Genomic DNA, 25,977 nt, shown 5'->3' with positions numbered 1-25,977 from the left:
CTTCACCCGGCCTGTCTCCCGGTGCCATGAAGATAGGATCAAGACCCGGAATCAGCTCCCAGCCGAGCAGGAATTTGATCACCGCAGCCGCCAGACCGAGGGTGATCAGCGCGACGAGGAATTTCGCGAAGATCTGGAAGCCGTTGATCATTTTTTCCGGGATGAATTTCAATCCCAGCGCCACCAGCACGGCCACGATCAGCACCGGGATCATGTTCATCAGGATCAGCGCAAAGGTGAACTCCACCGGCTGACCATTGATTTCGACGCCGGAGTACATCGCGACCAAACCACCCGCAATACAGCCAACTGGAATGGTGACAATACCGGCCAGCACGCCCAGCGCCAGATAACGACGATCAGACGGTTCAATAATTCCCAGCGCAACCGGAATGGAGAAGACCAGCGTCGGCCCCATCATCGCTCCGAGGATCAGGCCAGAGTACAGCCACGCCGCAACGTCGCCGCCCGCCAGTTCTTTCGCCAGGAAGAAGCCGCCCATATCGCATGCCAGCAGCGTTCCGGCAAACATCGACGGGTTTGCGCCCAGCATTTCGTACAGCGGAATAATCACCGGCCCAAGCACATGCGCCAGTACGGGTGCCAGCGCGGTCATACCGACCATTGCCAGGCCCAGCGCGCCCATCGCCATGAAACCTTCTTCAAACTGGCCGCCAGAACCCTCAATACTCTTACCGAACTTACCGAGGAAGCGCGCCGAACCGCCGAACTGCGACAGGATCCTGTCCACGGCGGCAATCAGCATAAAGAACATCATGATGTACATGATGATTTCGTTAATTCCCATAACCTTCACTCCCTGTCATATGTGTATTTATTGTGCCGTCGCATACAACGCGATAATGTCGGCCTGCGTGGCGGTGCGTGGGTTACTGCGAATACAAATATCCTCCAGCGCGGCATGCGCCCATGCGCTGTAATGCTCGGGCTTTGCCCCAACGTCAGAGAGTCGTTTTGTCTGGCCCACTTCACTAATCAGCTCGCTGACGGCGTTGATGGCATCGCGATCGTCCGACTTCTTGTTGGTTAACGCCCGTCCGATATGGCTGAAGCGCTCACGACACACCATGCGGTTGAACCCCATTACCGTGGGCAGCAGCATGGCGTTAGCCTGTCCGTGCGGGATATGCAGCGCAGCGCCCGGCTGGTGCGCCATCGCATGACACAAGCCCAGTCCCGCGCTGGAAAACGCCATTCCCGCCATGCAGGACGCCAGCAGCATGCTTTCCCGCGCCGCCAGATCCTGACCGTAGCCGACGGCCTTTGGCAGTGATTTACCGATCATCGCAATCGCGCCAATCGCCAGGCTGTCGGTAAACGGCGTCGCGTTCAGCGCGCTATATGCTTCAAGGGCGTGCGTCAGCGCATCGATCCCGGTCATCGCCGTGACGTGTGCGGGCACACCTTCCGTCAGCGCGGCGTCAAGGATCGCCACATCCGGCATCAGCAGTGCGTGGGCCAGCACTTGTTTAAGTCCTGTCGCGGCGTCGATAATCACCGTGACGTTAGTGGTTTCTGAGCCTGTTCCGGCGGTAGTTGGCACCGCAATCAGCGGCAGACGCGCACGCAACACGCTGTGCTCCGTCATGTCAGCCAGCGTCTGCGTGGGGTTGGTCACCAGCAACGCGACTGCCTTTGCGGCATCCAGTACGGAACCGCCGCCGAAGGCCACAACGCTATCGCACTTCGATTCACGCAATTGCGCGACCGCCGCGCAGACGTCCGTAATGCACGGTTCGCCCGCCGGACATGGCCACAGCGTCATCGCCACGCCTTTCATCGCCAGGCTGCGCTCCAGTGCAGCGGTCATCCCCGCCTGATGCAGGAAACGATCAACCATGACGAACATATGCGTCAGTCCGCGCGCTTTTGCTTCCTGCCCACAGGTACTCAGCGCTCCCAGTCCACATAACGTAACCGGTGGAACGCTAAACGTTTTTACGCGTTGCAGATTCAGGGTATCGAATGCCTGAAAGAGCGCGGTCTGCAATTCAGCTTGCATAGATTCCTTCCGCTTTTTCTTTTCCGCTATTTGCAATCGCCAGCGGAGTCATAAACAGGCTGTGCTGGGGTAAATGCACCTGCAGCTTCGGAAAACGCTTACGGAACAGTTCATCAACGCCCGGCTGCATACAGGAGCCACCGGCCAGCCACAAATCAGCGACGCCCTGTCCGGCTATATGGTGAGCCACGATTTCCGCCATCTTTTCGTAGACCGGCTTAACCACTGGCCAGATTTCTTTGCCATTGCTGCGCTTGTACTGCTCGGCTTCCTCCAACTGGATGCGACGGTTCCCGGCGAGGGTCAGGGAAATATGATGCCCGCCGGTCGCTTCATCGGCGGAATAGATCACTTTGCCCTGTCTAACAATGGCAATCCCGGTGGTACCGCCCCCGATATCCACCACGCCAGCGTTATCGAGCTGCAACAGGTCCGCCACCGCGGTCGGTTCGTCGAGCACATGACTCACTTCAAGTCCGGCAGACTCCAGCACGTTGATCGAAATGCGCCGGTCCGTTCCCGGTGGAAACGAGGTTGCCGCATGGGTAAAGCGGCAACCCAGCTGTTGTTCGAGCGTATCGAGATGGCGACGAACGAGGGTCACCGCGCCGAAGAAATCCCAGACGATGCCATCGCGCACGACATCGGCCCAGTCCAGGCAAACCGCAACCGGCTGTCCGTCACTGTCGACAACCATCGACACCACATCACACGTTCCCAAATCAACGCCCAGCCACAGCGGCGAATCGCTCGCAGCAGGCGTCTGGTTACATAGCGCTGCCGCTTTTTGCAGCCTGGGTGTCAGCCAACGCTGTTCGTCGTGCGCCATCCCTTTTACTCCTTATACAATTCTGAAGGCGTCCACCAACACACAGCGACGCAGACGCACAAACGTGCGCGCGCTGGTCACCCCTTCCCCGGTTGGTGTGGTAATGGTCATCGTGGTCCAGCCTTCGCCGCCGAGCCCAAGCCCCGCAATACACGGTCCGTTCTTGACGAAAATGCTGGTATCAATGGCGTTTGCCATGCGGTTCATGTTGTCGATATTGCGCGAATGCATCGCCGCCGTATGGTGACAGCCGCCTTCAAGCTTGACCGCCAGTTCAATGGCCTCATCGACGCTGGCGACCCGCACGACAGGCAGCACCGGCATCATCAATTCGGTGACGGCAAACGGATGCGTCGCTGAGGTTTCGACGAATAACAGCCGCGTTTGCTCTGGTACGGTCAGACCAATCGTCGCCGCGATTTTTCCTGCATCGCGGCCTACCCAGTCACGACTGACCGTGCCTTTACCGCGCTCATCGATATTTTTCAGCAGCACAGGTTGCAGCTGTTCGGCCTGAGCCGCAGTCAGTTTCACCGCATGCTGGCTTTCCATCAGGCGCATCAGTTCGTCGGCAACGCTATCCACGACGATCAGGACTTTTTCATCGGCGCAGATAATGTTGTTATCAAACGATGCGCCTTTGACGATCGACTGCGCCGCGCGGGCCAGGTCGGCCGTTTCATCCACCACCACCGGCGGGTTACCCGCACCGGCGGCAATCAGACGCTTGTTGGTGTGCTTACGCGCAGCATCCACTACGGCTTCACCGCCGGTCACCACCAGCAGGCCGATGCCTGGGTACTTGAACAGGCGCTGGGCGGTTTCGATATCCGGATTGGCAACGGTCACCAGCAGGTTTGCCGGGCCGCCTGCGGCAACAATCGCCTGGTTAAGCAGCGTAATGGCGCGCTGAGAGATTTTTTTTGCCGCAGGATGCGGAGCGAAGACCACGCTGTTGCCAGCGGCAATCAGGCTGATGGCGTTGTTAATAACGGTTGCGGCAGGGTTGGTAGACGGCGTCACCGAGGCCACTACGCCCCACGGCGCATTTTCAATCAGCGTCAGGCCGTTATCGCCGGTCAGGACCTGTGGAGAGAGGCATTCCACCCCCGGCGTACCGCGTGCCTGCGCCACGTTTTTGGCAAATTTATCGTCAACGCGTCCCATGCCGGTTTCTGTGACGGCAAGTTCCGCTAATTCTCTGGCGTGCTTTTCGCCCGCCTCGCGAAGAGCCGCGATAGCCAACTGACGCATGGCGACGCTTTTCAACCCCTGCTGGGCCAGTTTTGCTGCCGTCACTGCGTCATCCAGGGAGGCAAAAACGCCCATTTCTTGAACGGCACTGACGGACTGGCTGCTGTCTTTCATTTTCAGCAGCACCGCTTTCACGACCTGTTCAATATCCTGTTGATTCATGATTTTCTGCCTTATTTATGGAAGATCACCTGGCCACCAGCCACCACTTCATCGACGATGCCAATCACGCACAGATCGACAGGTGATGATTCGTGACGGTGCGCCTGACGGGCTGAGCTGCCGCTGACCAGCAGCACCCATTCCCCGGTTCCCGCTCCGATGCTGTCGATAGCAACAGCACACTGGCCGTCGGGATTACCCTGGGCATCAATCATTTCCACCATCAGCAACTTGTCGTGCGCGAGCCCCTGATGGCGTACGGTACAAACAATTTGTCCTGTGACGATTGCCAGTTTCATACGCGCCTCCGTGGCATATTTCAGGTAAAACCTCCCCCTACCCTCCGCAGAAGGTAATGTGAAAAGGAGAGAGGATGACGCCAGCAATGAAATTTGTGGCGTCACATGGACGACTTACATGTCGTTGCTGTCGCCTTTAAAGCTGATCGGGAACACTTCTTCCAGATCGCCATGCGGACGCGGGATCACGTGTACGGAAACCAGCTCGCCAATACGCTGTGCAGCCGCAGCACCTGCGTCTGTTGCCGCTTTACATGCCGCTACGTCGCCACGGACCATAGCAGTGACCAGACCGCCACCGATCTGCTTCACGCCAACCAGTTTCACACGTGCCGCTTTAACCATTGCGTCAGAAGCCTCAATCAGTGCAACCAGGCCCCGGGTTTCAATCATTCCTAATGCTTCCATTTTGCTTTCCTCTTAAGTCAAAGGGGTCCAGAACGGGACCTTATACAACCAGTGTGTGCGAGGCGTTTTCACGACTCACGTCAGTCTGGCGCGGCACAGCGGCCACCAACGCCAGTTCGATAATTTCCTGTACGCTACAGCCGCGAGAGAGGTCGTGAAGCGGTGCGGCAAGCCCCTGAATCAAGGGGCCAACGGCGCGATACCCTCCCAAACGCTGGGCAATTTTGTAGCCAATATTGCCTGCCTCCAGCGACGGGAAAACCATCACGTTGGCATTGCCCTTTAACGGACTGGCGGGCGCTTTTTGCGCGGCGACTTCCGGAACAAAGGCGGCATCAAATTGCAGTTCGCCATCCACGATAAGCTGCGGGGCACGCTCACGAACAATCTCCGTCGCCTGCTGCACGTTAGCGACGTTGGGATGGCGAGCGCTGCCATTACTTGAAAACGACAGCATGGCCACGCGCGGCTCTTCCCCCGTGATCCCCTGCCATGTCTGCGCGCTGGCAATCGCAATATCCGCCAGCTGTGCGGCGGTGGGCTGCGGCACGACGCTGCAATCGGCAAACCCTAATGACGGCCCGAGATACTGCGGCAGCATCAGGAAAATTGACGACAGCGTTTTACAGCCTGGCTGTAGCCCAATAATGCGCAAACCGGCGCGCAGCACGTTGGCCGTCGACGATAGATTGCCCGCAATACAGACGTCAGCTTTACCCGCGCTGACCATTGCCGCGGCGAACATCAGCGGATCGTTGAGTTTTTCCCGGGCATCCGAAGGCGTTTTATCTCCCGCGCGGGCCAACCAGCGCAGCGCAAACTCTTCACGCATTGGCAGGTTGCTTTGCGGATCGATAACCTGAATGCCATCCATCGCCACCCGGTGGCTGAGAGCAAACTGGCGCAGCGCAAACGGACTGGCGACGAGAATGGGACGCGCCAGACGGTGCTGATGCAGATAATTTGCCGCCTTCAGTACCCGAACATCCAGCGCATCCGGAAACACCACCCGTGCAGGTGAGCGGTGGGAGAGTTGACGAGCACGTTCAATGATCATGGTTTCTCCCCCAGTCGCTGTTGAATTTGGCTAACCGTCAGCGGGTGCTTCGCAACGCTCAGAATCATCATGACGTAGACCGTACTGGAAAGGCGGTTGAGCGCCTGCATGATGTCCGGTCGCATGACTTCAAAACTACGGGTGATGAAAACCTGGGCCGCCACCGTCTCCGTTTCACGGACTTTGGTACGCAGCAGATTAAGCAGCGCGCAATCATGTCCGTGACTGGCTTCAGGCACCAGATGGTCGTGGTCCAGATAGCGCAGCGGCTGATGCGAAAGGCGGTGTAAATCGTCGTCACTTAAGCCGACGATAGCTTGTGCTCCCAGCAGCTCGTCCATCGCATCGGCGCGCATAATGTTGCCCAGGCGCGAACGGATATCCGAAAGCCACGGCTGCCACGGTTGCCCAAGCTCTATCTGCAACCACACGGCCAGCGCGATGGTGCTGTCCAGCGCGGCGCGAAATCCCAGGCGCGGATCACTTTTGGCAACCATCTTGTCCGCCGTCAGATGCGTCAGCGTGTCAGATTTCTTCGCCACCGGTTGATGACACAGTTCGCAGCTGGCCTGTGGATGCGTATCGCTGCTGGTTAACCCATGCACCGGCTGCGGCTGCTGGTCTTCGTCAGCAATAAACAGGCTGCCCTGCCCGTCGATAAACTTAATGCGCAGATGTCGGCTTTCCAGTAATTCCCGGGCAGACGGCGTCAGGCGAGCGTCAGCGGGGAGATGAATTTCAGCCCCTTCGCTGAGCGTATGATTCGCTCTGAGCCATGCTTCGGTAATGAAATCCTTCATACATCCGCCTTAGCAGGACTGCCAGTTCGCAGGCCAGGCCACATACAGAAACTTCACCGTCGAGGGCGTACCAAATTCGATGCTGGAGCCTTTCGGGATAAACATCACGTCCCCGACTTTAGCAATCATGGTTTCGCCTTCGTGACGAACGTGCAGCTCACCTTCCAGAATCATGTCGATTTCGTCGTAGTTCAGCGTCCATGGGAAAAAGGCGTTATCCCACTGCATGAACCCGGCGGCCATACTGCTGCCGTCCTGGTCGGTCACCAGATCGGTTAACCCCACACAGTGCGGCTGTGCGCCGTCAAAACGACCAAACTTCACGCTACTGCCGTCGATGACTTTGACGCCGCCTTTGCCAGTCACCGAGTTAAAGCTCGGCTGCATTCCGCCCTGCTCCAGCGACTGCTTCTCCTTCATGACTTTGTCCATCAGTTGGGCAACCAGGCTTTCGGTAAACTGTCCTTCCGGTAACTGTGCAATGATGGTTTCGCGAATGCGTTGGTTTTCCGTTTTGCCATCAATCACCGCAGCCGGTTTAGCAGCGGCTGCGCATGGCGTGGATTCATCGCATTCGCTGATGGTGACGCCCAGCAGCTCCGCAACTTCGCGCGCCTCCGGGGTGATGATGCTGGCGCGCAGAACAACTGACATTTCCTGTTCGCCGCGTGCGTGGGCCGCACGAATATCGTTAGCTGTGATGAGTTTTTTCACCTGCCCTTTCCTCCTTTTGGCTGAGCTCAGTCAGATAATCCACCAGATGCTGCACGCTGCTCGGGTCATGGCTATTGAGCTCAAAAATCGGCTCCTGAAACCCCATCCCGCAAAGAAGTTGTTGCGTTGCGGCGACGTCGGCATCCGGCAGGTCCGTTTTGCTGATAACGGCGATTTGTCGTTTACTTGCGCCAATATCCAGCAGCCCGGCAGGTAAGCGACTTTCTTTATCATTTGCCGCATGTATATAAATCAACGTATCGACATCCTGCAGCGTAGTAATTAAGGCGTGATACCAGCGAGGATGGCTAAAATATTCCCCTGGCGTATCGATATCGCCATTCTCATTAAACTCCACGGCCTGTGTTTTTCTGGCGAGGGAATAATTTCCCTGTAGCGCATTAAAGAGCGTCGTTTTCCCCGCCCCCACCGTACCGACAAACGCAATACGTTTCATCGCCGCCTCAGATTAACTTTTTGTCAGATTGCACAATGTGAAATTTAATAACCGGCCCAGACCACTTACCGTCTGTAATAACGCTTCTTCTACCGCGCCTACCGAGCCGTAGATAACCAGCGCACCGCTGAATCGATCGAGAAAACCGATATGTACATCTGCCGCCTTCAGGGCTAAGTCACCGGCAATCATCGCCGTTTCCCCTGGCGTCAGCGTCATGATGCCGATGGCACCGGCTTCGGGAACGCCGATCTTTTTCGCCAGTTCCTCTCCGGGGTGCGCAATGAGATGCGCCAGCGTGACCTGTTTCCCCGGCACAAATTCCTGGATAATGCGTTCTTTTTCCATTGCTCACCGCCTCCTCTAAAACTGCCCTCATCGTGGCAATTTTTTGTCAGAGCAAATAACAAAATTCGGCAACCAGGTTTAAAAGGTGAAGTGGATCACTAAGAAAGGGAAAATAAAAAGGCGCGGGAGAAACCCGCGCCGGAAATAAATTAAAGTGATATTACAGCGGCTGCGTCTGCGCCTCAACCACCGCCAGCGCCACCATGTTCACGATACGACGCACGGAGGCAATCGGCGTTAACACGTGCACCGGTTTCGCCACGCCCATCAGCACCGGTCCTACGGTCACCCCTTCAGAGCTGGAGACGCGCAGCAGGTTATAGCTGATACGCGCCGCTTCCACGTTCGGCATAATCAGGATGTTAGCCGCTCCCTTCAGCGGGCTGTCCGGCATACGTTCGTTACGGATGCTCTCCACCAGCGCCGCATCGCCGTGCATTTCCCCGTCAATCATCAACTCCGGCGCGCGCTCGCGCACCAGCGCCAGCGTCTCACGCATTTTGCAGGCCGCCGCGGATTTAGACGAACCAAAGTTAGAGTGCGACAGCAGCGCCACCTTCGGCTCGATACCAAAGCGACGCACGGTCTCGGCGGCCATCACGGTGATCTCCGCCAGCTCGTCCGGGGTCGGATCGTCGTTAACGTAGGTATCAGCAATAAAGGTGTTGCCGCTTGGCAGCAGCAGCGCGTTCATCGCCCCGGCGGTATGGACGCCATCGCGATAGCCAAAGATCTCCTGCACCACGCTAAAGTGCTCGTGGTAATCGCCGATGGTGCCGCAGATCAGCGCATCCGCCTCGCCGCGATGGACCATGATCGCGCCGATCACCGTCGTGTTGCTGATCACCGCTTTCTGCGCCTGCTCCTGAGTGATCCCCCGACGCTTCATGATCGCGTAGTATTCGCTCCAGTACTCTTTGAAGCGCGGATCGGATTCGTTGTTGACGATCTCGAAGTCGACGCCCGGCTTAATCTGCAGGCCCAGCTTCTGGATACGCATTTCGATCACGCTCGGACGACCAATCAGAATCGGCTTCGCCAGGCCTAAGGTGATCAGCTCCTGGGTGGCGTGCAGCACGCGTGCCTCTTCCCCTTCCGCCAGCACCACGCGCTTCGCGTCGGCACGCGCCTGGGAGAAGATCGGCTTCATGAACAGGTTGGTTTTATAGACAAACTCGGTGAGCTTATCGACGTAAGCGTCGAAATCGTGAATCGGACGCGTCGCCACGCCGGAGTCCATCGCCGCTTTGGCCACCGCTGGCGCAATTTTGACAATCAGACGCGGGTCGAACGGTTTTGGAATGATGTAGTCCGGACCGAAGCTCAGATCCTGATCGCCGTACGCAGACGCGACCACTTCGCTCTGCTCGGCGTGCGCCAGCTCCGCGATGGCGTGAACGGCGGCAAGCTTCATCTCTTCGTTGATCGCCGTTGCGCCGACGTCCAGCGCACCGCGGAAGATGAACGGGAAGCAGAGCACGTTGTTGACCTGGTTCGGGTAGTCAGAACGACCGGTACAGATAATGGCGTCTTCACGCACCGCTTTCGCCAGCGGCGGCAGAATTTCCGGCTCCGGGTTCGCCAGGGCCAGGATCATTGGCGCACGCGCCATCTTCTTCACCATCTCCTGGGTCAGAACCTTCGGACCCGAGCAGCCGAGGAAGATATCCGCGCCGTCGATCACGTCGTCCAGGGTGCGTTTACCGTCGTCTTCCACCGCATAGGCCGCTTTGGTTTCAGCCATGTTCGGCTCGCGGTCTTTATAGATAACGCCTTTGGAGTCGCAGACCACAATGTTGTGTTTCTGCATACCCAGCGCCACCAGCAGGTTCATACAGGCGATGGCCGCGGCGCCTGCGCCAGAAACCACCATGCGCACGTCGGAGAGATTTTTCTCTACCACGCGCAGGCCGTTCAGAATCGCGGCGGTGCTGATAATCGCGGTCCCGTGCTGGTCATCATGGAACACGGGAATGTTCATACGCTCGCGCAGCTTCTGCTCGATATAGAAACATTCCGGCGCTTTGATGTCTTCCAGGTTAATCCCGCCGAAGGTCGGCTCCAGCGCGGCCACCACGTTGATGAATTTGTCAGGGTCGAGCTCATCCACCTCGATATCGAACACGTCGATACCGGCGAATTTCTTGAACAGTACCCCCTTCCCTTCCATCACCGGTTTACCGGCCAGCGCACCGATGTTGCCCAGCCCCAGCACCGCCGTGCCGTTAGAGATCACGGCGACAAGGTTGCCACGCGCGGTGTATTTGTAGGCCGCCAGCGGATCTTTTTCAATTTCCAGACACGGGGCAGCTACGCCCGGCGAATAGGCCAGCGCCAGATCGCGCTGGGTTGCCAGCGGCTTGGTTGGGGAGACCTGGATTTTCCCCGGGACAGGAAACTCGTGAAAATCGAGGGCACTCTGTTTTAACTGATCGTCCATCTTGTTATTCCTTTTACGTATCGGTCAGATAGTATCGCCGCAGGACAGCGCATAAACTTTGAAGGCTGCCAAACTCTCACCATCACACATTAAAAATTGTTATCAATTTATAACAGCCATGTTACCCGTCTCAAAAGCAATGCCTCCCCCGTCTGCTATGCTTTTTTGTTAAGTCCATCATGATTTTTCCAGAAGTGTGAACTAACGCACTCAGCTAACGCTTTTATTTCCAAGGAGTAATCATTTATGAACCAGCTAGACGGCATCAAAAAATTCACCACCGTGGTTGCAGACAGCGGCGATATCGAGTCGATTCGCCACTATCAGCCGGAGGATGCGACCACCAACCCTTCGCTGCTGCTCAAAGCGGCCGGGCTTGCCCATTTTAGCCATCTGATTGATGACGCCATTGCCTACGGTAAACAGCGCGGGAAAACGCAGGAGCAGCAGGTCGCCGAAGCCAGCGACAAGCTGGCGGTTAATTTTGGTGCAGAAATTCTGAAAAGCATTCCGGGACGCGTCTCGACCGAAGTCGATGCCCGCCTCTCATTCGATAAAGAAAAAAGCATTAATAAGGCACGTCGTCTGGTGGAGCTCTACCAGGATCAGGGCATCGATAAATCACGCATTCTGATCAAGCTCGCCTCCACCTGGGAAGGCATCCGCGCGGCAGAGGTGCTGGAAAAAGAGGGTATCCACTGCAACCTGACGCTGCTGTTCTCGTTTGCCCAGGCGCGCGCCTGCGCGGAAGCGGGCGTGTTCCTTGTCTCGCCGTTTGTCGGGCGCATCTACGACTGGTATCAGGCAAAACAGCCGATGGATCCGTACGTGGTGGATGAGGATCCGGGCGTGAAATCAGTCCGTAACATCTACGACTACTACAAACAGCACCGCTACGAAACCATCGTGATGGGGGCCAGCTTCCGCCGTACCGAGCAGATCCTCGCCCTGGCAGGCTGTGACCGTCTGACCATCTCCCCTAACCTGCTCCAGGAACTACAGGACAAAGAAGAGACGGTGATCCGTAAGCTGGTGCCCACCTCTACCGTTCTGCCAAAACCGAAAACCATGACCGAAGCGGAGTTCCGCTGGGAGCACAACCAGGACGCGATGGCTGTGGAAAAACTGGCGGAAGGTATCCGCCTGTTCGCCGTCGACCAGCGCAAACTTGAAGACCTTCTCGCCGCCAAACTTTAACCTTGCCACGGAGTGAACTATGTCCCGTAAAGAGCTCGCCAATGCCATTCGCGCCCTCAGCATGGATGCCGTGCAGAAAGCCAATTCCGGCCACCCCGGCGCACCGATGGGCATGGCCGATATTGCCGAAGTGCTGTGGAATGACTTCCTGAAGCACAACCCGAATGACCCCACCTGGTACGATCGCGACCGCTTTATTCTCTCCAACGGTCACGCCTCAATGCTGCTCTACAGCCTGCTGCACCTTTCCGGCTACGATCTGCCGCTTGAGGAGCTGAAAAACTTCCGCCAGCTGCACTCCAAAACGCCGGGGCACCCGGAGATTGGCTATACGCCGGGCGTGGAGACCACCACCGGGCCGCTCGGTCAGGGGCTGGCCAATGCGGTCGGGCTGGCGATTGCCGAGCGTACGCTGGCGGCACAGTTCAACCAGCCGGACCACGAGATTGTCGATCACTACACCTACGTGTTTATGGGTGACGGCTGCCTGATGGAGGGGATCTCCCACGAGGTCTGCTCGCTGGCAGGCACGCTGGGGCTCGGCAAGCTGATCGGGTTCTACGATCACAACGGCATCTCCATCGACGGGGAAACCGAGGGCTGGTTTACCGACGACACGGCAAAACGCTTCGAGGCCTACCACTGGCACGTGGTGCATGAGATTGACGGTCACGACCCTGAGGCGGTGAAAAAAGCGATTCAGGAAGCGCAGAGCGTGAAGGACAAACCGTCCCTGATTATCTGCCGCACGGTCATCGGCTTCGGCTCGCCGAACAAGGCGGGCAAAGAGGAGGCGCACGGCGCGGCGCTGGGCGAGGAGGAAGTGGCGCTGACCCGGCAGAAGCTGGGCTGGAAATACCCGCCGTTTGAGATCCCAAAAGAGATCTACAGAGCCTGGGATGCCCGTGAAGACGGCGAGAAGGCCCAGCACGCCTGGAACGAGAAGTTTGCCGCTTATAAAAAAGCGCACCCGGAGCTGGCCGCCGAGTTCTCCCGCCGCATGAGCGGCGGTCTGCCGGAAGACTGGAACGATAAAACCCAGGCGCTGATTGAAAACCTGCAGTCCAACCCGGCGAAAATCGCCACCCGTAAGGCGTCGCAAAATACCCTGAACGCAATCGGCCCTATTCTGCCCGAACTGCTCGGCGGCTCGGCGGACCTGGCGCCAAGCAACCTGACGATCTGGTCCGGCTCGAAATCGCTGAAAGAGGATATTGCCGGGAACTATATCCACTACGGCGTGCGCGAGTTCGGGATGACCGCGATCGCCAACGGCATCGCCCATCACGGTGGGTTTGTGCCGTACACCGCCACTTTCCTGATGTTCGTCGAGTACGCCCGTAACGCGGCGCGCATGGCGGCGCTGATGAAGGCGCGGCAGATTATGGTCTATACCCACGACTCCATCGGTCTGGGAGAAGACGGCCCCACCCACCAGGCGGTTGAACAGCTGGCGAGCCTGCGCCTGACGCCCAACTTCAGCACCTGGCGTCCGTGCGATCAGGTCGAAGCGGCGGTGGGCTGGAAGCTGGCGGTAGAACGCCACAATGGCCCAACGGCACTGATTTTGTCACGCCAGAATCTGGCGCAGATTGAACGCACGCCGGAACAGGTGAAAAACATCGCCCGCGGCGGCTACATTCTGAAGGACAGCGGCGGCAAGCCGGACGTGATCCTGATTGCGACCGGTTCCGAGGTGGAAATCACGGTGAAAGCGGCGGAAAAACTGACTGCCGAAGGCCACGCGGTGCGCGTGGTATCCCTGCCTTCTACGGATATTTTTGACGCTCAGGACGAGGCGTACCGGGAGTCGGTGCTGCCCTCTAACGTCGCGGCGCGCGTGGCGGTGGAGGCCGGTATCGCCGACTACTGGTACAAGTATGTCGGGCTCAAAGGGGCGATTGTCGGCATGCGGGGCTACGGTGAGTCCGCCCCTGCCGATAAGCTGTTCCCGTACTTCGGCTTTACCGTTGAGAACGTGGTGGAGAAGGCGCTGAGCGTGCTGTAGTGCGGTCTGCGTTGCCGGGTGGCGCTGTCGCTTACCCGGCCTGAAAAATCGGGTGGCTTTGCCACCCTTTTTTTATACCACCCGGACACCCGCCGCCATCGCCCGCTCCGGCGTTAACAACACGCTTTCGCTGGCGTCATCGGTTTCCGCGCAGAGCAGCATGCATTCAGACGTTTCGCCGCGCATCTTCGCTTTCGCCAGATTACACAGCACCACCACCGTTTTTCCCATAAGCTCTTCTTCCCGGTAATACGGCACCAGGCTGGTGACGGTTTGCAGCGTTTTTCCACCCACATCAATCTGCGCGATATAGAGTTTGTCTGCGTTGGCGTGGCGCTTAACGTCCACAATCGTCCCCACGCGGATCTCCAGCTTTGCAAAGTCATCGTAAGCTATCGTATCCATACTCTCTCCTTGGTAAAGTTTTACTAAATACTAGCACGCTATTTGCCGGAAGCAATGGGCAGGATATTTAGTAAAAACGGATGCATGTCCTGATTCATCCTTTACAATGGGTCATCACGTGGGGGAATAAGGACAAACATGGCTACGCTCAAAGACATCGCGACGGAGGCTGGCGTTTCGCTGGCGACGGTATCCCGGGTTTTAAACGATGACCCAACGTTGAACGTAAAAGAAGAGACCAAGCACCGCATTCTGGAGATTGCGGAAAAGCTGGAATACAAGAGCACAACGTCCCGCAAAATGCAGTCTGCCGCGGTAGGTCAGCAGCACATTCTGGCGCTCTACAGCTACCAGCAAGAGCTGGAGATTAACGACCCTTACTACCTTGCCATCCGCCACGGTATTGAGACACAGTGTGAAAAGCTGGGCGTCGAGCTGAGCAACTGTTACGCCAATGCCACCCTGCCAGAGAGTAAAAAACTTACCGGCGTACTGATTGTGGGCAAGCCCTCTTCAGCCGTCCTGCGCGCTGCAACTGCGTTAACGGACAACGTCTGCTTTATCGATTTTCACGAGCCCGGCAGCGCGTTCGATTCCGTCGACATTGACCTCTCGCGCATTAGCAAGCAGATCGTTGATTTCTTCATTGATCAGGGCGTTAAGCGCATTGGCTTTATCGGCGGGGAAGATGAGCCCGGCAAAGCCGATATCCGCGAAGCCGCTTTTGTCGAGTATGGTCGCCTGAAAGGGGTGGTGTCAGAACAGGATATCTGGCGCGGCGGTTTTTCCAGCTCATCCGGATACGAACTGGCAAAAACCATGCTGGCTCAGACAAGCTGGCCTACCGCCCTGTTTGTGGCCTCTGATTCGATAGCCATCGGCGTCTTGCGCGCTATCCATGAAAAAGGGCTGGCGATCCCGGAGGACATTTCGCTCATCAGCGTGAACGATATCCCGACCGCCCGCTTCACCTTCCCGCCGCTCTCTACCGTACGCATCCACTCGGAAATGATGGGCAGCCAGGGGGTTAACCTTCTGCTGGAAAAAGCCCGCGATGGCCGGACGCTGCCGCTGCAGGTTTTCGTGCCGAGCGTGCTGAAACTGCGCGGCACCACCCGCTAATTCCCCTCGTTTAACACACTGCCGGGCATGCCCGGCATTTTTTATTTCGTGATCGAGTTAAAGCAAATCAATTTTACTGATTTTATTTAGTAAAATATTTACTAAAATCTCCAGCAATGATGTTTACCCCCTACAGGGAGATCGCATGAATCGCTGGGAAAATATTCAACTCACGCATGAGAACCGGCTTCCGCCGCGGGCGTACTTCTTCTCATACGACACCGTCGCGCAGGCTCGCACCTTTGCCCGCGAGGCCAGCAGCCGCTTTCTGTCTCTGAGCGGTAAGTGGAACTTTCGCTTTTTCACCCACCCCCTTCTGGTACCGGAAAACTTTACCTCTGAGTATATGGCCGACTGGGGCGACATTACCGTCCCCGCCATGTGGCAGATGGAAGGCCACGGCCAGCTGCAGTACACCGACGAAGGCTTCCCCTTCCCGGTCGACGTGCCGTGGGTGCCTACAGACAATCCGACCGGGGCGTATCAGCGCCACTTCACGCTATCGGACGGCTGGCAGGGGAAGCAGACCCTCATCAAGTTTGACGGCGTCGAAACCTATTTCGAAGTCTACGTGAATGGTCACTACATTGGCTTTAGCAAGGGCAGCCGGCTGACCGCCGAGTTTGATATCAGCCACGCGGTGCACGGTGGGCAAAACCTGCTGTGCGTACGGGTGCTGCAGTGGGCGGATTCGACCTACATTGAGGATCAGGACATGTGGTGGACGGCCGGTATTTTCCGCGACGTCTATCTGATCGGCAAAAATCCCACTCACGTGCGCGACGTCACGATCAAAACCACCTTCGACGAGGCATGGAAAGACGCCACCCTCTTCTGTCAGCTTGAGCTGGAAAACCTGGCCCCGCACGCATCCGCCGTGTCGCTGGAGTATGCCCTGTATGATGGCGAAGCAGCGATCCATCAGGGCTCGACCGACAGCCTGACCGTGACCCGCAGCGCGGAAACCGCCTTTAGCATTGAGGTCAAACAGCCTCAGCAGTGGTCTGCGGAATCGCCCTACCTCTACCATCTGGTCGTAACGCTTAAAGATGAGCACGGACAGACGCTGGAGGTTATCCCTCAGCGCATTGGGTTCCGCGACATCAAGGTGCGAGACGGCCTGTTCTACGTGAACAACCGCTACCTGAAGCTGCACGGCGTAAACCGTCACGACAACGATCACCAGAAAGGCCGCGCCGTGGGCATGGATCGCGTCGAGCGCGACCTGATCCTGATGAAGCAGCACAACATCAACTCGGTACGCACCGCCCACTACCCTAACGATCCGCGCTTCTACGAGCTGTGCGACCTCTACGGCCTGTTCGTCATGGCGGAGACGGATGTGGAATCCCACGGCTTTGCCAACGTCGGCGACCTGAGCCGCATCACGGACGATCCGGTGTGGGAACATGTCTACGTTGAGCGCATCGAGCGCCATATTCACGCCCAGAAAAACCACCCTTCCATCATCATCTGGTCGCTTGGAAACGAGTCCGGCTACGGCTGCAATATTCGCGCCATGGCCCGGGCTGCAAAGGCGCTGGACGACACGCGCCTGCTGCATTACGAAGAAGATCGCGACGCCGAGGTGGTGGATATCATCTCCACCATGTACACCCGCGTGCCGCTGATGAATTTGTTCGGCGAGTATCCCCACGCCAAACCGCGCGTTATCTGCGAATACGCCCACGCGATGGGCAACGGCCCCGGAGGTCTGAGCGAGTATCAAAACGTCTTCGATCGCCACGACTGCATTCAGGGCCACTACGTCTGGGAGTGGTGCGACCACGGTATTCAGGCGGCAGATGCCAGCGGCAATACGTATTACGCCTACGGCGGCGACTTTGGTGACTATCCGAATAACTACAACTTCTGCCTCGACGGGCTGATCTACTCCGATCAAACGCCGGGTCCGGGGCTGCGCGAATATAAGCAGGTGATTGCCCCGGTCAAACTGCGCTGGCAGAACGGCGAGCTGCACGTTGAAAACCGCTTCTGGTTCACCAGCCTGGACGATTACACCCTGCTCGTTGAGGTGCGTGCCGAAGGTGAAACCCTGCACAGCCAGCCGCTGACAATTACCGGGCTGGCCCCCAACAGCACCCGCAGCGTGAGCCTGAACCTGCCCGAACTCGACGAGCGCGAAGCGTTCCTGACCGTGCGCATCAGCAAAAACAGCCGCACGCGCTACAGCGAAGCGGGGCACGAGATTGCGGTGTATCAGTTCCCGCTAAAAGCGTGCACGGCTCACGCCACGCCGTTTAGTAACGCCAACGCGACACCGCTGCGGCTGGCAGAAGACCGTCTGAACTGTACCGTGATCGGGCATAACTTCCGCGCACGCTTCTCAAAAGTGACGGGGAAACTCTGCTCCTGGCTGGTTAACGGTGAAGAAAACCTCACCCGTGAACCAAAGATTAACTTTTTCAAACCGATGATTGATAACCACAAGCAGGAGTATGAGGGGCTGTGGCAACCCAACCATCTGCAGATTATGCAGGAGCACCTGCGCGGTTTTGAGGTCGAGCAGCAGGACGATGCGATCGTCATTACCACCCGCACGCTGATTGCCCCGCCGGTGTTTGATTTTGGTATGCGCTGCACCTATCGCTGGCGCATTGCCGCCGACGGGCAAATTAACGTTGAGCTGAGCGGTGAACGCTACGGTGATTATCCGCACATTATCCCGTGCATCGGCTTTACCCTCGGCATCAACGGTGAATTCGACCAGGTGAGCTACTACGGACGCGGCCCTGGAGAGAACTACCCGGACAGCCAGCAGGCCAGCACCATAGACCTGTGGCACACCACGGTGGACGAGATGTTCGAAAACTACCCGTTCCCGCAGAACAACGGCAACCGTCAGCAGGTGCGCTGGGCAACGCTCGCCAGCCGTCACGGCCGCGGCCTGCTGGTGATGCCTGAGCAGCCCATCCATTTCAGCGCCTGGCACTACACGGCAGAGAACATCCACGCCGCGCAGCACTGCAACGAACTGCGTCGCAGCGAGGACATCACCCTCAATCTCGACCATCAGGTACTGGGCTTAGGCTCTAACTCCTGGGGAAGCGAAGTGCTGGATAGCTGGCGCGTCTGGTTCCGGCCGTTCCGCTACGGCTTCACCCTGCTCCCGCTGGAAGGCGGACACACCGCCGCGCAGACGCTGGCGCGCCATCGGTTCTGCAGCGGTTTCTTCTCCATGAATTCGCATAGCGAGGCAGAAAAATGATCGTTCTCGACAGCCTGGAACAGTTCCAGCAGCGTTATCGCACGGGCCGCAAATGGCAGCGCTGCACAGAGGCCATTAATAACATCGACCACATCCAGCCCGGCGTTGCCCACTCGATTGGCGACTCTCTGGCCTACCGCGTGACCCATGATGCCAGCACCGACGCGCTGTTCGTCGGCCATCGCCGCTATTTCGAGGTGCATTACTACCTGCAGGGCGCGCAGAAAATTGAGTACGCCGCAAAAGACGCCCTTCAGCTTGTGGAGTGCTACCGGGATGAAACCGACCGCGAATACCTGAAAGGCGTGGGCCATACCGAACAGGTGCGGGAGGGACAGATCGTGATATGTGAAAACCACGAGGCGTATCGCTTTATCAGCGAAACGCCAGCCAAAAAAGTCGTCCTCTATGTGACCATCGAAGACGGTTATTTCCATAACAAATAAAAAATCCAGCGGTGCCAATGAAGCACCGCTATCCTCCTCGTACCCGGAGATAGGTTATGTCTGAAACTACCAAGCGTAATACCATCGGCAAATTCGGCCTGCTGTCGCTGACGTTTGCCGCCGTATTCAGTTTTAACAACGTGATTAATAACAACATCGAGCTGGGGCTGGCCTCCGCGCCGATGTTCTTTTTAGCCACCCTGTTCTACTTTATTCCTTTCTGCTTAATCATCGCGGAGTTTGTCTCCCTGAATAAAAACTCCGAAGCGGGCGTGTACGCCTGGGTGAAAAGCTCGCTGGGCGGGCGCTGGGCGTTTATTACCGCCTACACCTACTGGTTCGTGAACCTGTTTTTCTTCACCTCGTTATTACCGCGCGTCATCGCCTACGCCTCTTACGCCTTTTTGGGCTATGAGTACATTCTTACGCCGTTTGCCACCACGGTACTGAGCATGGTGCTGTTCGCCTTCTCGACCTGGGTCTCCACCAACGGGGCGAAGATGCTGGGGCCGATCACGTCGGTGACCTCTACGCTCATGCTGCTGTTGACCCTCTCCTATATTCTTCTGGCCGGCGCGGCGCTGGTGGGCGGCGTGCAGCCAGCCGACCCGATTACCGTTGACGCGATGATCCCCAACTTCAACTGGGCCTTCCTCGGCATCACCACCTGGATATTTATGGCCGCCGGGGGCGCAGAGTCCGTTGCGGTATACGTTAACGACGTGAAGGGCGGGTCAAAATCCTTTGTCAGGGTGATCATTCTGGCGGGGATTTTCATCGGCGTGCTCTACTCCATCTCCTCGGTGCTGATTAACGTCTTTATCAGCAGCAAAGAGCTGAAATTCACCGGTGGTTCGGTACAGGTGTTCCACGGCCTGGCGGTATGGTTTGGCCTGCCGGAGGTGCTGATGAACCGCTTTGTCGGCCTGGTCTCCTTTACCGCGATGTTCGGCTCCCTGCTGATGTGGACGGCAACCCCGGTCAAAATCTTCTTCTCTGAGATCCCAAGCGGCATCTTTGGGCCAAAAACCGTGGCGCTGAACGAGAACGGCGTACCGGCGCGGGCGGCGTGGATCCAGTATCTGATCGTCATTCCGCTCATGATTATCCCAACCATGGGGTCGAACACCGCGCAGGAGCTGATGAATACCGTCATCAACATGACCGCGGCCGCGTCAATGTTACCGCCGCTGTTCATCATGCTGGCCTACCTGAACCTGCGCCGTAAGCTCGATCATCTCCCGCGCGACTTCAAAATGGGCTCACGCACCACGGGCATGGTGGTGGTGTCGATGCTGATTGTGATTTTTGCCATCGGCTTTGTGGCCTCAACTTTCCCCACCGGTGCCAATATTCTGACGATTATTTTCTATAACGTCGGTGGCATTGTGTTATTCCTCGGATTTGCCTGGTGGAAATACAGCAAATACGTCAAGGGATTATCAAAAGAACAACAACAAACAGAAGCGTCACCTGCCTCAAATCTTCACTAACGCTGAAGGCATGGATATTTTTTCACTGGGATGAGTGCATGAAAATTAAAGAGAAAACAATTGGGGCACTCGCTGCCCTCTCTTTCTGCTGCCCGGCATTTGCCGCAGAAGAAGCCCGACCCGCTGAACATGACGATACCCGAACTCCGGAAATCACCTCTCCGTCGTTTCGTTTTTATGGCGAGCTGGGTGTTGGCGGATATATGGATTTAGAAGGTCAGAATAAACATAAATACAGTGACGGCACCTACATTGAGAGTGGTCTGGAAATGAAATACGGGCACTGGTTCGGCCTGATTTACGGCGAGGGCTGGACCGTACAGGCTGACCATCAGGGGAACGCCTGGGTGCCCGACCACAGCTGGGGCGGATTCGAAGGTGGGCTTAACCGCTTTTACGGCGGCTACAAAACCGACGACAACACCGAGATCATGCTCAGCCTGCGTCAGGACTCCTCCCTTGATGACCTGCAATGGTGGGGAGATTTCACGCCCGATCTGGGCTACGTGCTCCCCAACACTCGCGACATTATGTATGCGCTCAAGGTACAAAACCGCTCCGGGAACCTGCGCTACAGCGTCACCGCCACGCCTGCGGGGCACCATGACGAGAGCAAAGCCTGGCTGCATTTTGGTAAATACGATCGCTATGACGATAAGTATACCTATCCGGCGATGGCCAACGGCTATATCCAGTATGACATCGTCAAAGATGTCACCTGGATGAACGGACTTGAGGTCACCGACGGCACGGGACAACTGTTTCTGACCGGCATTCTGTCCCCCAACCTGGCGGCGCGCGCCTGGCATCATACCGGACGCGCGAGCGGTAAGGACGTCTCCGGGACTGAAACCGGCTATATGGTCAGCGCCATGATTGAAGCGTTAAAAGGCGTCTATCTCTCCACCGCTTACAGCTATGCAAAGCACCGCGCGGACAATGCCGCCGATGAAACGACCTCGTTTATGCAGTTCGGTATCTGGTATGAGTACGGCGGTGGACGCTTTGCCACCGCAGCCGACAGCCGCTTTTACATGAAAAATGCCTCCGGCGACCCGAGCGACCAGGTCTTCCTGATGCAATACGTCTACTGGTAAAAGGATCTTCCGATATGAAACTCAGCCTTACACCGCTGGCCTGCGCGCTGGCGCTCAGCTTTTCGGCTCACGCCACCGCTCCTGCTGATTTTAAAAACGTCATCAACCGTACCGGTGCGCCGGAATACATGCACGATTTCGACGCTGACGACCACCAGCGGTTTAATCCCTTTTTCGATTTGGGTGCCTGGCATGGTCATTTGCTGCCGAACGGGCCGCAGACCCAGGGAGGATTTCCCGGCGTAGCGCTGCTCACCGAAGAGTACATCAACTTTATGGCGACCAATTTCGATCGCCTGAATGTGTATCAGAACGGCAAAAAAGTCGATTTTACCCTTGAGGCTTACAGCCTTCCCGGCGCGCTGGTGCAAAAGCTGAGCGCGAAAGATGTGCAGATCGTAATGACGCTGCGCTTTGCCACGGCGCGCACCTCGCTGCTGGAGACCCGCATCATCAGCAAGGCACCGCTGGAACTGGTGTGGGACGGCGAACTGCTGGAAAAGCTGGAGGCCAAAGAGGGCAAACCGCTGTCGGATAAGACCATCGACGGCGCGTATCCGGACTATCAGCGCAGGCTGGTCCCCACCCGTGACGGCCTGAAAGTGACCTTTGGCAAAGTGCGCTCCACCTGGGATCTGCTGACCTCCGGCAGTTCCGAATATCAGGTGCATAAATCCCTCCCCGTCGAGACCACCGTCGACGGGCATCGCTTTACCAGCCGGGCACACATTACCGGCAGCACCACGCTGTATACCACCTACTCCCATCTGCTGAATGCCGATGAGGTGAAGCGCGAGCAGGTGCAGATCCGCGATATTCTGGCGCGCCCGGCCGCTTATATGACGGCCTCGCAGCAGCGCTGGGAGGGCTATTTGCAGAAAGGGTTAACTAACCCTAACGCCACGCCAGAGCAAACCCGCGTGGCGGTGAAGGCCATCGAAACGCTGAACGGCAACTGGCGCTCGCCGGGCGGCGCGGTACGCTATAACACGGTGACGCCATCCGTCACCGGACGGTGGTTCTCCGGCAACCAGACCTGGCCCTGGGATACCTGGAAACAGGCGTTTGCCATGTCGCATTTCAACCCGGATATCGCCAAAGAGAACATTCGCGCGGTCTTCTCCTGGCAAATCAAACCCGACGATCCGGTACGCCCGCAGGATGCCGGCTTTGTGCCGGATCTCATCGCCTGGAACCTAAGCCCGGAACGCGGCGGCGACGGCGGCAACTGGAATGAGCGCAATACTAAACCGAGCCTGGCAGCGTGGTCGGTGATGGAGGTATATAACACCACGCAGGATAAAGCCTGGCTGGCAGAAATGTACCCTAAACTGGTGGCCTACCACGACTGGTGGCTGCGCAACCGCGACCATAACGGCAACGGTGTGCCGGAGTACGGCGCGACCCGTGACAAAGCCCATAACACCGCCAGCGGGGAGATACTCTTTACGGTCAAAAAAGGCGATAAAGAGGAATCGCTTTCCGGCCTGAACAACTATGCCCGGGTGATCGACAAGGGCCATTACGACAGTCTGGAGATCCCGGCGCAGGTTGCGGCCTCGTGGGAATCAGGTCGCGATGACGCTGCCGTATTCGGTTTTATCGATAAAGCCCAGCTGGATAACTACGTCGAAAACGGCGGCAAGCGCAGCGACTGGACGGTGAAGTTTGCTGAAAATCGCGATAACGAGGGCAAGCTGCTGGGCTATTCGCTGCTGCAGGAGTCCGTCGATCAGGCGAGCTACATGTACAGCGACAATCACTATCTGGCGCAGATGGCGAGCCTGCTGGGTAAAGAGCAGGAGGCCAGCCGCTACCGCCAGCTGGCGGATAAGCTCGCGACCTACATCAATACCTGCATGTTCGACGCGAAGAGCGGTTTTTACTACGACATCCGTATCGAGGATAAACCGCTGGCGAACGGCTGCGCAGGCAAGCCTATCGTCGAGCGCGGTAAAGGACCGGAAGGCTGGTCGCCGCTGTTTAACGGTGCGGCAACGCAGGCGCATGCGGATGCCGTGGTGAAGGTGATGCTGGATCCGAAAGAGTTCAACACGTATGTGCCGCTCGGGACTGCCGCGCTAACCAACCCGGCCTTTGGTCCGGATATCTACTGGCGAGGCCGGGTGTGGGTCGACCAGTTCTGGTTTGGGCTGAAAGGGATGGAACGCTATGGCTACCGGGAGCAGGCTCAAACGCTGGCAGAAAACTTCTTTAAGCACGCGAAGGGGTTAACGTCCGACGGCCCGATTCAGGAAAACTACAACCCGCTGACCGGCGCGCAGCAGGGCGCGCCTAACTTTTCCTGGAGCGCGGCGCATCTTTACATGCTGTATAACGACTTTTTCCGTAAACAGTAACGAGGGTGCGGTCTGCTTTGCCGGGTGGCGCTTACCCGGCAGAAAAGCTACCGCGTAATCCACAGCGTGGGCCAGGCATCTGGCCCATTCCAGTTGTCGCAGCTGGGCTCCTCGGCGTAGCGCACCAGGCGGAAACGCTGGCCGTCGAAACGCCAGCGCGTCTGGATCCCGCAATCGCCCATACCGCGTCCCAGCGCGAGCGTTGTCAGCTCGCGCGTCTTCTCATCGAAGCTGGCGTTCATCAACTCCATCTCACTGCCATCGCTTGACGGCGTAAACGGCAGACGCAGCCTGACGCTGCGGGCGGTGAACGGTTTTTTACGTGATACCAGCCACGCCAGATCGACCGTGTTATAGGCCCCCGCCTCGCAGCTGACGATCAGCAGCGCTTTGTCATCGGTTAACGCGGTGACGCGCACTTCCCGGCGGTTAGGATCCAGCGAGCACTGGCTGCTGTTCATCCGTCCGGTACCATAGTCCAGCAGGTCGTTCAGTTCGGCGTGGGAGAGTGGCGTCGGGGTCGGATTGACGACCGCCACCTTTTTTAAGGCGGGTGCAGGCGGAACGCTTAACGGCGGATCGTCACCTTTCTTGATCCACGCGGTTTCGCTGCCGACGCGCTTTTGCTGCGCATCAATGAACAGCAGCGCGGCTTTCAGACCGCTCAGTGAAATGACCTGCTTACCGCCGCGCAGGGTCAGGGCCTTCCCTTCCTGGATGTTTTTCAGAAAGGCGGTGATGGTGGCCGCATCGTCCGTTTTCAGATGCCAGGGCGTGAGCTGCCAGCGCTGTTTGTCGAGCTTCAGAGGAACGTTATCCAGCAGCAGACGGGGAGCAATCTCAGGCTCTTTAACGGAGGGCGTATCAAGACCGCCGAGATCGATACGCAGCGTGGCATCCGTTTTCGCCCCGGCGCTTCGGGTGAGCGTCATGACCAGACCACGATGTTCGCCCGTGTTGCGGGCAAGGCAAAAGTTCTGGTTATTGCAGGTCACCTGCCAGTCAGAAAAGGCTTGCTGCGCGGGTGCAGCCCGCACCTGCGGCGCGAGGAGCACCCAAAACAGGGAAAATAAAAAGACGCTGTAGCGCATGAATGACACAATCCCGGAACGAAAACGCATAACTGGGCAGTATCTTCGTGTTCCCGCCGGGGTTGCTCAATCGGATTTATCAGATATACCCGAAAAACAGGCTATATCCGTTCGAAAGGGGTATTCATCAGCCCGGTAGTCTGTAAATACTGCAGTAATATCACTGCCTTACCATCCCTGATTTCCCCTGATCGCACCATCTCCAGCGCTCGGGAAAAAGGAAGCTCCAGCACTTCGATATCTTCATCCTCGACCCCACCGCCCCGGTGAGTGCGCTGCGCGTCGCTGTATTCCGCGATGAAGAAATGGACGATTTCCGTCACGCCGCCGGGCGACATAAACAGCTCGAAGACCTTTTTGACCTCGCCCACTTCGAAGCCGGTTTCTTCAACGGCCTCTTTGCGGATGCAGACTTCCGGCTCATCATCATCGAGCAGGCCCGCGCAGGTTTCAATCAGACGTCCGTCAGGGTTGCCATTGACCCATGTCGCCACCCTGAACTGGCGGATCAGCACCACGCTCCGCTTTTCACGGTTATAGAGCAGAATAGTTGCTCCATTGCCACGGTCGTAGACCTCGCGTTTGTGGCGGATCACTTCACCGTTGTTACGCGTAAGGTCATAGGTGATGTTACGCAGGACAAAGTAGTTTTCAGAGAGAATTTTGTCTTTGATAACGTCAATTTTCAGGGTCATACGGGCTCCACGACACAATGAGTCGTCCTATACTACGCCGTGA

At 57.4% G+C, this 25,977-nt stretch carries 23 protein-coding genes; 8 read left to right on the top strand and 15 right to left on the bottom strand.

The window, feature by feature from the left end; translation table 11 throughout:
- The 12 genes from eutH to maeB all read right to left on the bottom strand — a co-directional run.
- Positions 1 to 808 (bottom strand): ethanolamine utilization protein EutH (gene eutH / locus DOU50_RS17485; protein ID WP_148769827.1); only part of this gene is annotated, 808 nt, incomplete at its 3' end.
- Between the two features lie 27 nt (positions 809 to 835).
- Positions 836 to 2,023 (bottom strand): ethanolamine utilization ethanol dehydrogenase EutG, encoded by a 1,188-nt coding sequence (gene eutG / locus DOU50_RS17480; protein WP_148769826.1) that lies wholly within the window; start codon positions 2,021 to 2,023, stop codon positions 836 to 838.
- Complete coding sequence (eutJ, locus tag DOU50_RS17475; protein ID WP_148769825.1) at positions 2,013 to 2,852, bottom strand: ethanolamine utilization protein EutJ; 840 nt, start codon at positions 2,850 to 2,852, stop codon at positions 2,013 to 2,015. The genes eutG and eutJ overlap by 11 nt, the downstream gene beginning before the upstream one ends.
- Positions 2,853 to 2,864: 12 nt before the next feature.
- Positions 2,865 to 4,268, bottom strand: coding sequence for an aldehyde dehydrogenase family protein (locus DOU50_RS17470; RefSeq protein ID WP_148769824.1), 1,404 nt, complete (start codon positions 4,266 to 4,268; stop codon positions 2,865 to 2,867).
- Between the two features lie 11 nt (positions 4,269 to 4,279).
- Complete coding sequence (gene eutN / locus DOU50_RS17465; RefSeq protein ID WP_024907592.1) at positions 4,280 to 4,567, bottom strand: ethanolamine utilization microcompartment protein EutN; 288 nt, start codon at positions 4,565 to 4,567, stop codon at positions 4,280 to 4,282.
- A 114-nt stretch (positions 4,568 to 4,681) separates the two neighbouring features.
- Positions 4,682 to 4,975 (bottom strand): ethanolamine utilization microcompartment protein EutM, encoded by a 294-nt coding sequence (gene eutM / locus DOU50_RS17460; protein ID WP_003835054.1) that lies wholly within the window; start codon positions 4,973 to 4,975, stop codon positions 4,682 to 4,684.
- Between the two features lie 40 nt (positions 4,976 to 5,015).
- Complete coding sequence (gene pta, locus DOU50_RS17455) at positions 5,016 to 6,032, bottom strand: phosphate acetyltransferase (protein WP_148769823.1); 1,017 nt, start codon at positions 6,030 to 6,032, stop codon at positions 5,016 to 5,018.
- Positions 6,029 to 6,832 (bottom strand): ethanolamine utilization cob(I)yrinic acid a,c-diamide adenosyltransferase EutT, encoded by an 804-nt coding sequence (eutT, locus tag DOU50_RS17450; protein ID WP_148769822.1) that lies wholly within the window; start codon positions 6,830 to 6,832, stop codon positions 6,029 to 6,031. The genes pta and eutT overlap by 4 nt, the downstream gene beginning before the upstream one ends.
- A 9-nt stretch (positions 6,833 to 6,841) precedes the next feature.
- Complete coding sequence (eutQ, locus tag DOU50_RS17445) at positions 6,842 to 7,546, bottom strand: ethanolamine utilization acetate kinase EutQ (RefSeq protein WP_148769821.1); 705 nt, start codon at positions 7,544 to 7,546, stop codon at positions 6,842 to 6,844.
- Positions 7,524 to 8,003 (bottom strand): ethanolamine utilization acetate kinase EutP, encoded by a 480-nt coding sequence (gene eutP, locus DOU50_RS17440; RefSeq protein ID WP_148769820.1) that lies wholly within the window; start codon positions 8,001 to 8,003, stop codon positions 7,524 to 7,526. The genes eutQ and eutP overlap by 23 nt, the downstream gene beginning before the upstream one ends.
- Before the next feature lie 12 nt (positions 8,004 to 8,015).
- Positions 8,016 to 8,351 (bottom strand): ethanolamine utilization microcompartment protein EutS, encoded by a 336-nt coding sequence (gene eutS / locus DOU50_RS17435; protein ID WP_024907587.1) that lies wholly within the window; start codon positions 8,349 to 8,351, stop codon positions 8,016 to 8,018.
- Between the two features lie 160 nt (positions 8,352 to 8,511).
- Positions 8,512 to 10,791, bottom strand: coding sequence for an NADP-dependent oxaloacetate-decarboxylating malate dehydrogenase (gene maeB, locus DOU50_RS17430; RefSeq protein WP_148769819.1), 2,280 nt, complete (start codon positions 10,789 to 10,791; stop codon positions 8,512 to 8,514).
- Between the two features lie 246 nt (positions 10,792 to 11,037).
- On the opposite strand from maeB, the gene tal reads away from it, so the two are divergent.
- Positions 11,038 to 11,988, top strand: a complete 951-nt coding sequence (gene tal / locus DOU50_RS17425) for a transaldolase (protein WP_024907585.1) — start codon at positions 11,038 to 11,040, stop codon at positions 11,986 to 11,988.
- A 19-nt stretch (positions 11,989 to 12,007) separates the two neighbouring features.
- A complete protein-coding gene (gene tkt / locus DOU50_RS17420; protein ID WP_148769818.1) occupies positions 12,008 to 13,996 on the top strand; it encodes a transketolase in 1,989 nt (662 codons plus the stop codon).
- 72 nt (positions 13,997 to 14,068) lie between these two features.
- On the opposite strand, the gene DOU50_RS17415 is transcribed toward tkt, so the two are convergent.
- Complete coding sequence (locus DOU50_RS17415; protein WP_024907583.1) at positions 14,069 to 14,401, bottom strand: tRNA-binding protein; 333 nt, start codon at positions 14,399 to 14,401, stop codon at positions 14,069 to 14,071.
- Between the two features lie 138 nt (positions 14,402 to 14,539).
- Here DOU50_RS17415 and ebgR point away from each other — a divergent pair, with 138 nt between their 5' ends.
- The 6 genes from ebgR (at position 14,540) to ygjK (ending at position 24,148) form a co-directional block, all read left to right on the top strand.
- Positions 14,540 to 15,523 (top strand): transcriptional regulator EbgR, encoded by a 984-nt coding sequence (gene ebgR / locus DOU50_RS17410; protein WP_048989340.1) that lies wholly within the window; start codon positions 14,540 to 14,542, stop codon positions 15,521 to 15,523.
- A 145-nt stretch (positions 15,524 to 15,668) separates the two neighbouring features.
- Complete coding sequence (ebgA, locus tag DOU50_RS17405) at positions 15,669 to 18,752, top strand: beta-galactosidase subunit alpha (RefSeq protein WP_148769817.1); 3,084 nt, start codon at positions 15,669 to 15,671, stop codon at positions 18,750 to 18,752.
- Positions 18,749 to 19,198: a beta-galactosidase subunit beta gene (locus DOU50_RS17400; protein WP_032646754.1), complete on the top strand. Its 450-nt coding sequence runs from the start codon at positions 18,749 to 18,751 to the stop codon at positions 19,196 to 19,198. Before ebgA ends, DOU50_RS17400 begins: the two co-directional genes overlap by 4 nt.
- A 56-nt stretch (positions 19,199 to 19,254) precedes the next feature.
- A complete protein-coding gene (locus DOU50_RS17395; RefSeq protein WP_024907579.1) occupies positions 19,255 to 20,691 on the top strand; it encodes an amino acid permease in 1,437 nt (478 codons plus the stop codon).
- A gap of 38 nt (positions 20,692 to 20,729) precedes the next feature.
- Positions 20,730 to 21,788, top strand: a complete 1,059-nt coding sequence (gene ygjJ / locus DOU50_RS17390) for a protein YgjJ (RefSeq protein WP_148769816.1) — start codon at positions 20,730 to 20,732, stop codon at positions 21,786 to 21,788.
- 14 nt (positions 21,789 to 21,802) lie between these two features.
- Positions 21,803 to 24,148 carry an alpha-glucosidase gene (gene ygjK / locus DOU50_RS17385; protein WP_148769815.1) on the top strand — a complete coding sequence of 782 codons (2,346 nt, stop codon included), beginning with the start codon at positions 21,803 to 21,805 and terminating at the stop codon, positions 24,146 to 24,148.
- Positions 24,149 to 24,195: 47 nt separating this feature from the next.
- Here ygjK and DOU50_RS17380 read toward each other — a convergent pair whose 3' ends face one another.
- Both DOU50_RS17380 and nudK read right to left on the bottom strand, forming a co-directional pair.
- Positions 24,196 to 25,239, bottom strand: a complete 1,044-nt coding sequence (locus DOU50_RS17380) for a DUF1176 domain-containing protein (RefSeq protein ID WP_024907576.1) — start codon at positions 25,237 to 25,239, stop codon at positions 24,196 to 24,198.
- A 101-nt stretch (positions 25,240 to 25,340) separates the two neighbouring features.
- Positions 25,341 to 25,934 (bottom strand): GDP-mannose pyrophosphatase NudK, encoded by a 594-nt coding sequence (gene nudK / locus DOU50_RS17375; protein ID WP_090420112.1) that lies wholly within the window; start codon positions 25,932 to 25,934, stop codon positions 25,341 to 25,343.
- Between the last annotated feature and the right edge of the window lie 43 nt (positions 25,935 to 25,977).

The organism is Enterobacter sp. C6 (assembly GCF_008122455.1).
Classification (GTDB): Bacteria; Pseudomonadota; Gammaproteobacteria; order Enterobacterales; family Enterobacteriaceae; genus Enterobacter; species Enterobacter pseudoroggenkampii.
This window is presented reverse-complemented; position numbering and strand designations above follow the sequence as displayed.

Excerpts from the sequence above, each read along its gene's own strand:
- eutG (WP_148769826.1), bottom strand. The coding sequence starts at position 2,023 with ATGCAAGCTGAATTGCAGACCGCGCTCTTTCAGGCATTCGATACCCTG.
- eutJ (WP_148769825.1), bottom strand. The coding sequence starts at position 2,852 with ATGGCGCACGACGAACAGCGTTGGCTGACACCCAGGCTGCAAAAAGCG.
- DOU50_RS17470 (WP_148769824.1), bottom strand. The coding sequence starts at position 4,268 with ATGAATCAACAGGATATTGAACAGGTCGTGAAAGCGGTGCTGCTGAAA.
- eutN (WP_024907592.1), bottom strand. The coding sequence starts at position 4,567 with ATGAAACTGGCAATCGTCACAGGACAAATTGTTTGTACCGTACGCCAT.
- eutM (WP_003835054.1), bottom strand. The coding sequence starts at position 4,975 with ATGGAAGCATTAGGAATGATTGAAACCCGGGGCCTGGTTGCACTGATT.
- pta (WP_148769823.1), bottom strand. The coding sequence starts at position 6,032 with ATGATCATTGAACGTGCTCGTCAACTCTCCCACCGCTCACCTGCACGG.
- eutT (WP_148769822.1), bottom strand. The coding sequence starts at position 6,832 with ATGAAGGATTTCATTACCGAAGCATGGCTCAGAGCGAATCATACGCTC.
- eutP (WP_148769820.1), bottom strand. The coding sequence starts at position 8,003 with ATGAAACGTATTGCGTTTGTCGGTACGGTGGGGGCGGGGAAAACGACG.
- eutS (WP_024907587.1), bottom strand. The coding sequence starts at position 8,351 with ATGGAAAAAGAACGCATTATCCAGGAATTTGTGCCGGGGAAACAGGTC.
- maeB (WP_148769819.1), bottom strand. The coding sequence starts at position 10,791 with ATGGACGATCAGTTAAAACAGAGTGCCCTCGATTTTCACGAGTTTCCT.
- tal (WP_024907585.1), top strand. The coding sequence starts at position 11,038 with ATGAACCAGCTAGACGGCATCAAAAAATTCACCACCGTGGTTGCAGAC.
- tkt (WP_148769818.1), top strand. The coding sequence starts at position 12,008 with ATGTCCCGTAAAGAGCTCGCCAATGCCATTCGCGCCCTCAGCATGGAT.
- DOU50_RS17415 (WP_024907583.1), bottom strand. The coding sequence starts at position 14,401 with ATGGATACGATAGCTTACGATGACTTTGCAAAGCTGGAGATCCGCGTG.
- ebgR (WP_048989340.1), top strand. The coding sequence starts at position 14,540 with ATGGCTACGCTCAAAGACATCGCGACGGAGGCTGGCGTTTCGCTGGCG.
- ebgA (WP_148769817.1), top strand. The coding sequence starts at position 15,669 with ATGAATCGCTGGGAAAATATTCAACTCACGCATGAGAACCGGCTTCCG.
- DOU50_RS17400 (WP_032646754.1), top strand. The coding sequence starts at position 18,749 with ATGATCGTTCTCGACAGCCTGGAACAGTTCCAGCAGCGTTATCGCACG.
- DOU50_RS17395 (WP_024907579.1), top strand. The coding sequence starts at position 19,255 with ATGTCTGAAACTACCAAGCGTAATACCATCGGCAAATTCGGCCTGCTG.
- ygjJ (WP_148769816.1), top strand. The coding sequence starts at position 20,730 with ATGAAAATTAAAGAGAAAACAATTGGGGCACTCGCTGCCCTCTCTTTC.
- ygjK (WP_148769815.1), top strand. The coding sequence starts at position 21,803 with ATGAAACTCAGCCTTACACCGCTGGCCTGCGCGCTGGCGCTCAGCTTT.
- DOU50_RS17380 (WP_024907576.1), bottom strand. The coding sequence starts at position 25,239 with ATGCGCTACAGCGTCTTTTTATTTTCCCTGTTTTGGGTGCTCCTCGCG.
- nudK (WP_090420112.1), bottom strand. The coding sequence starts at position 25,934 with ATGACCCTGAAAATTGACGTTATCAAAGACAAAATTCTCTCTGAAAAC.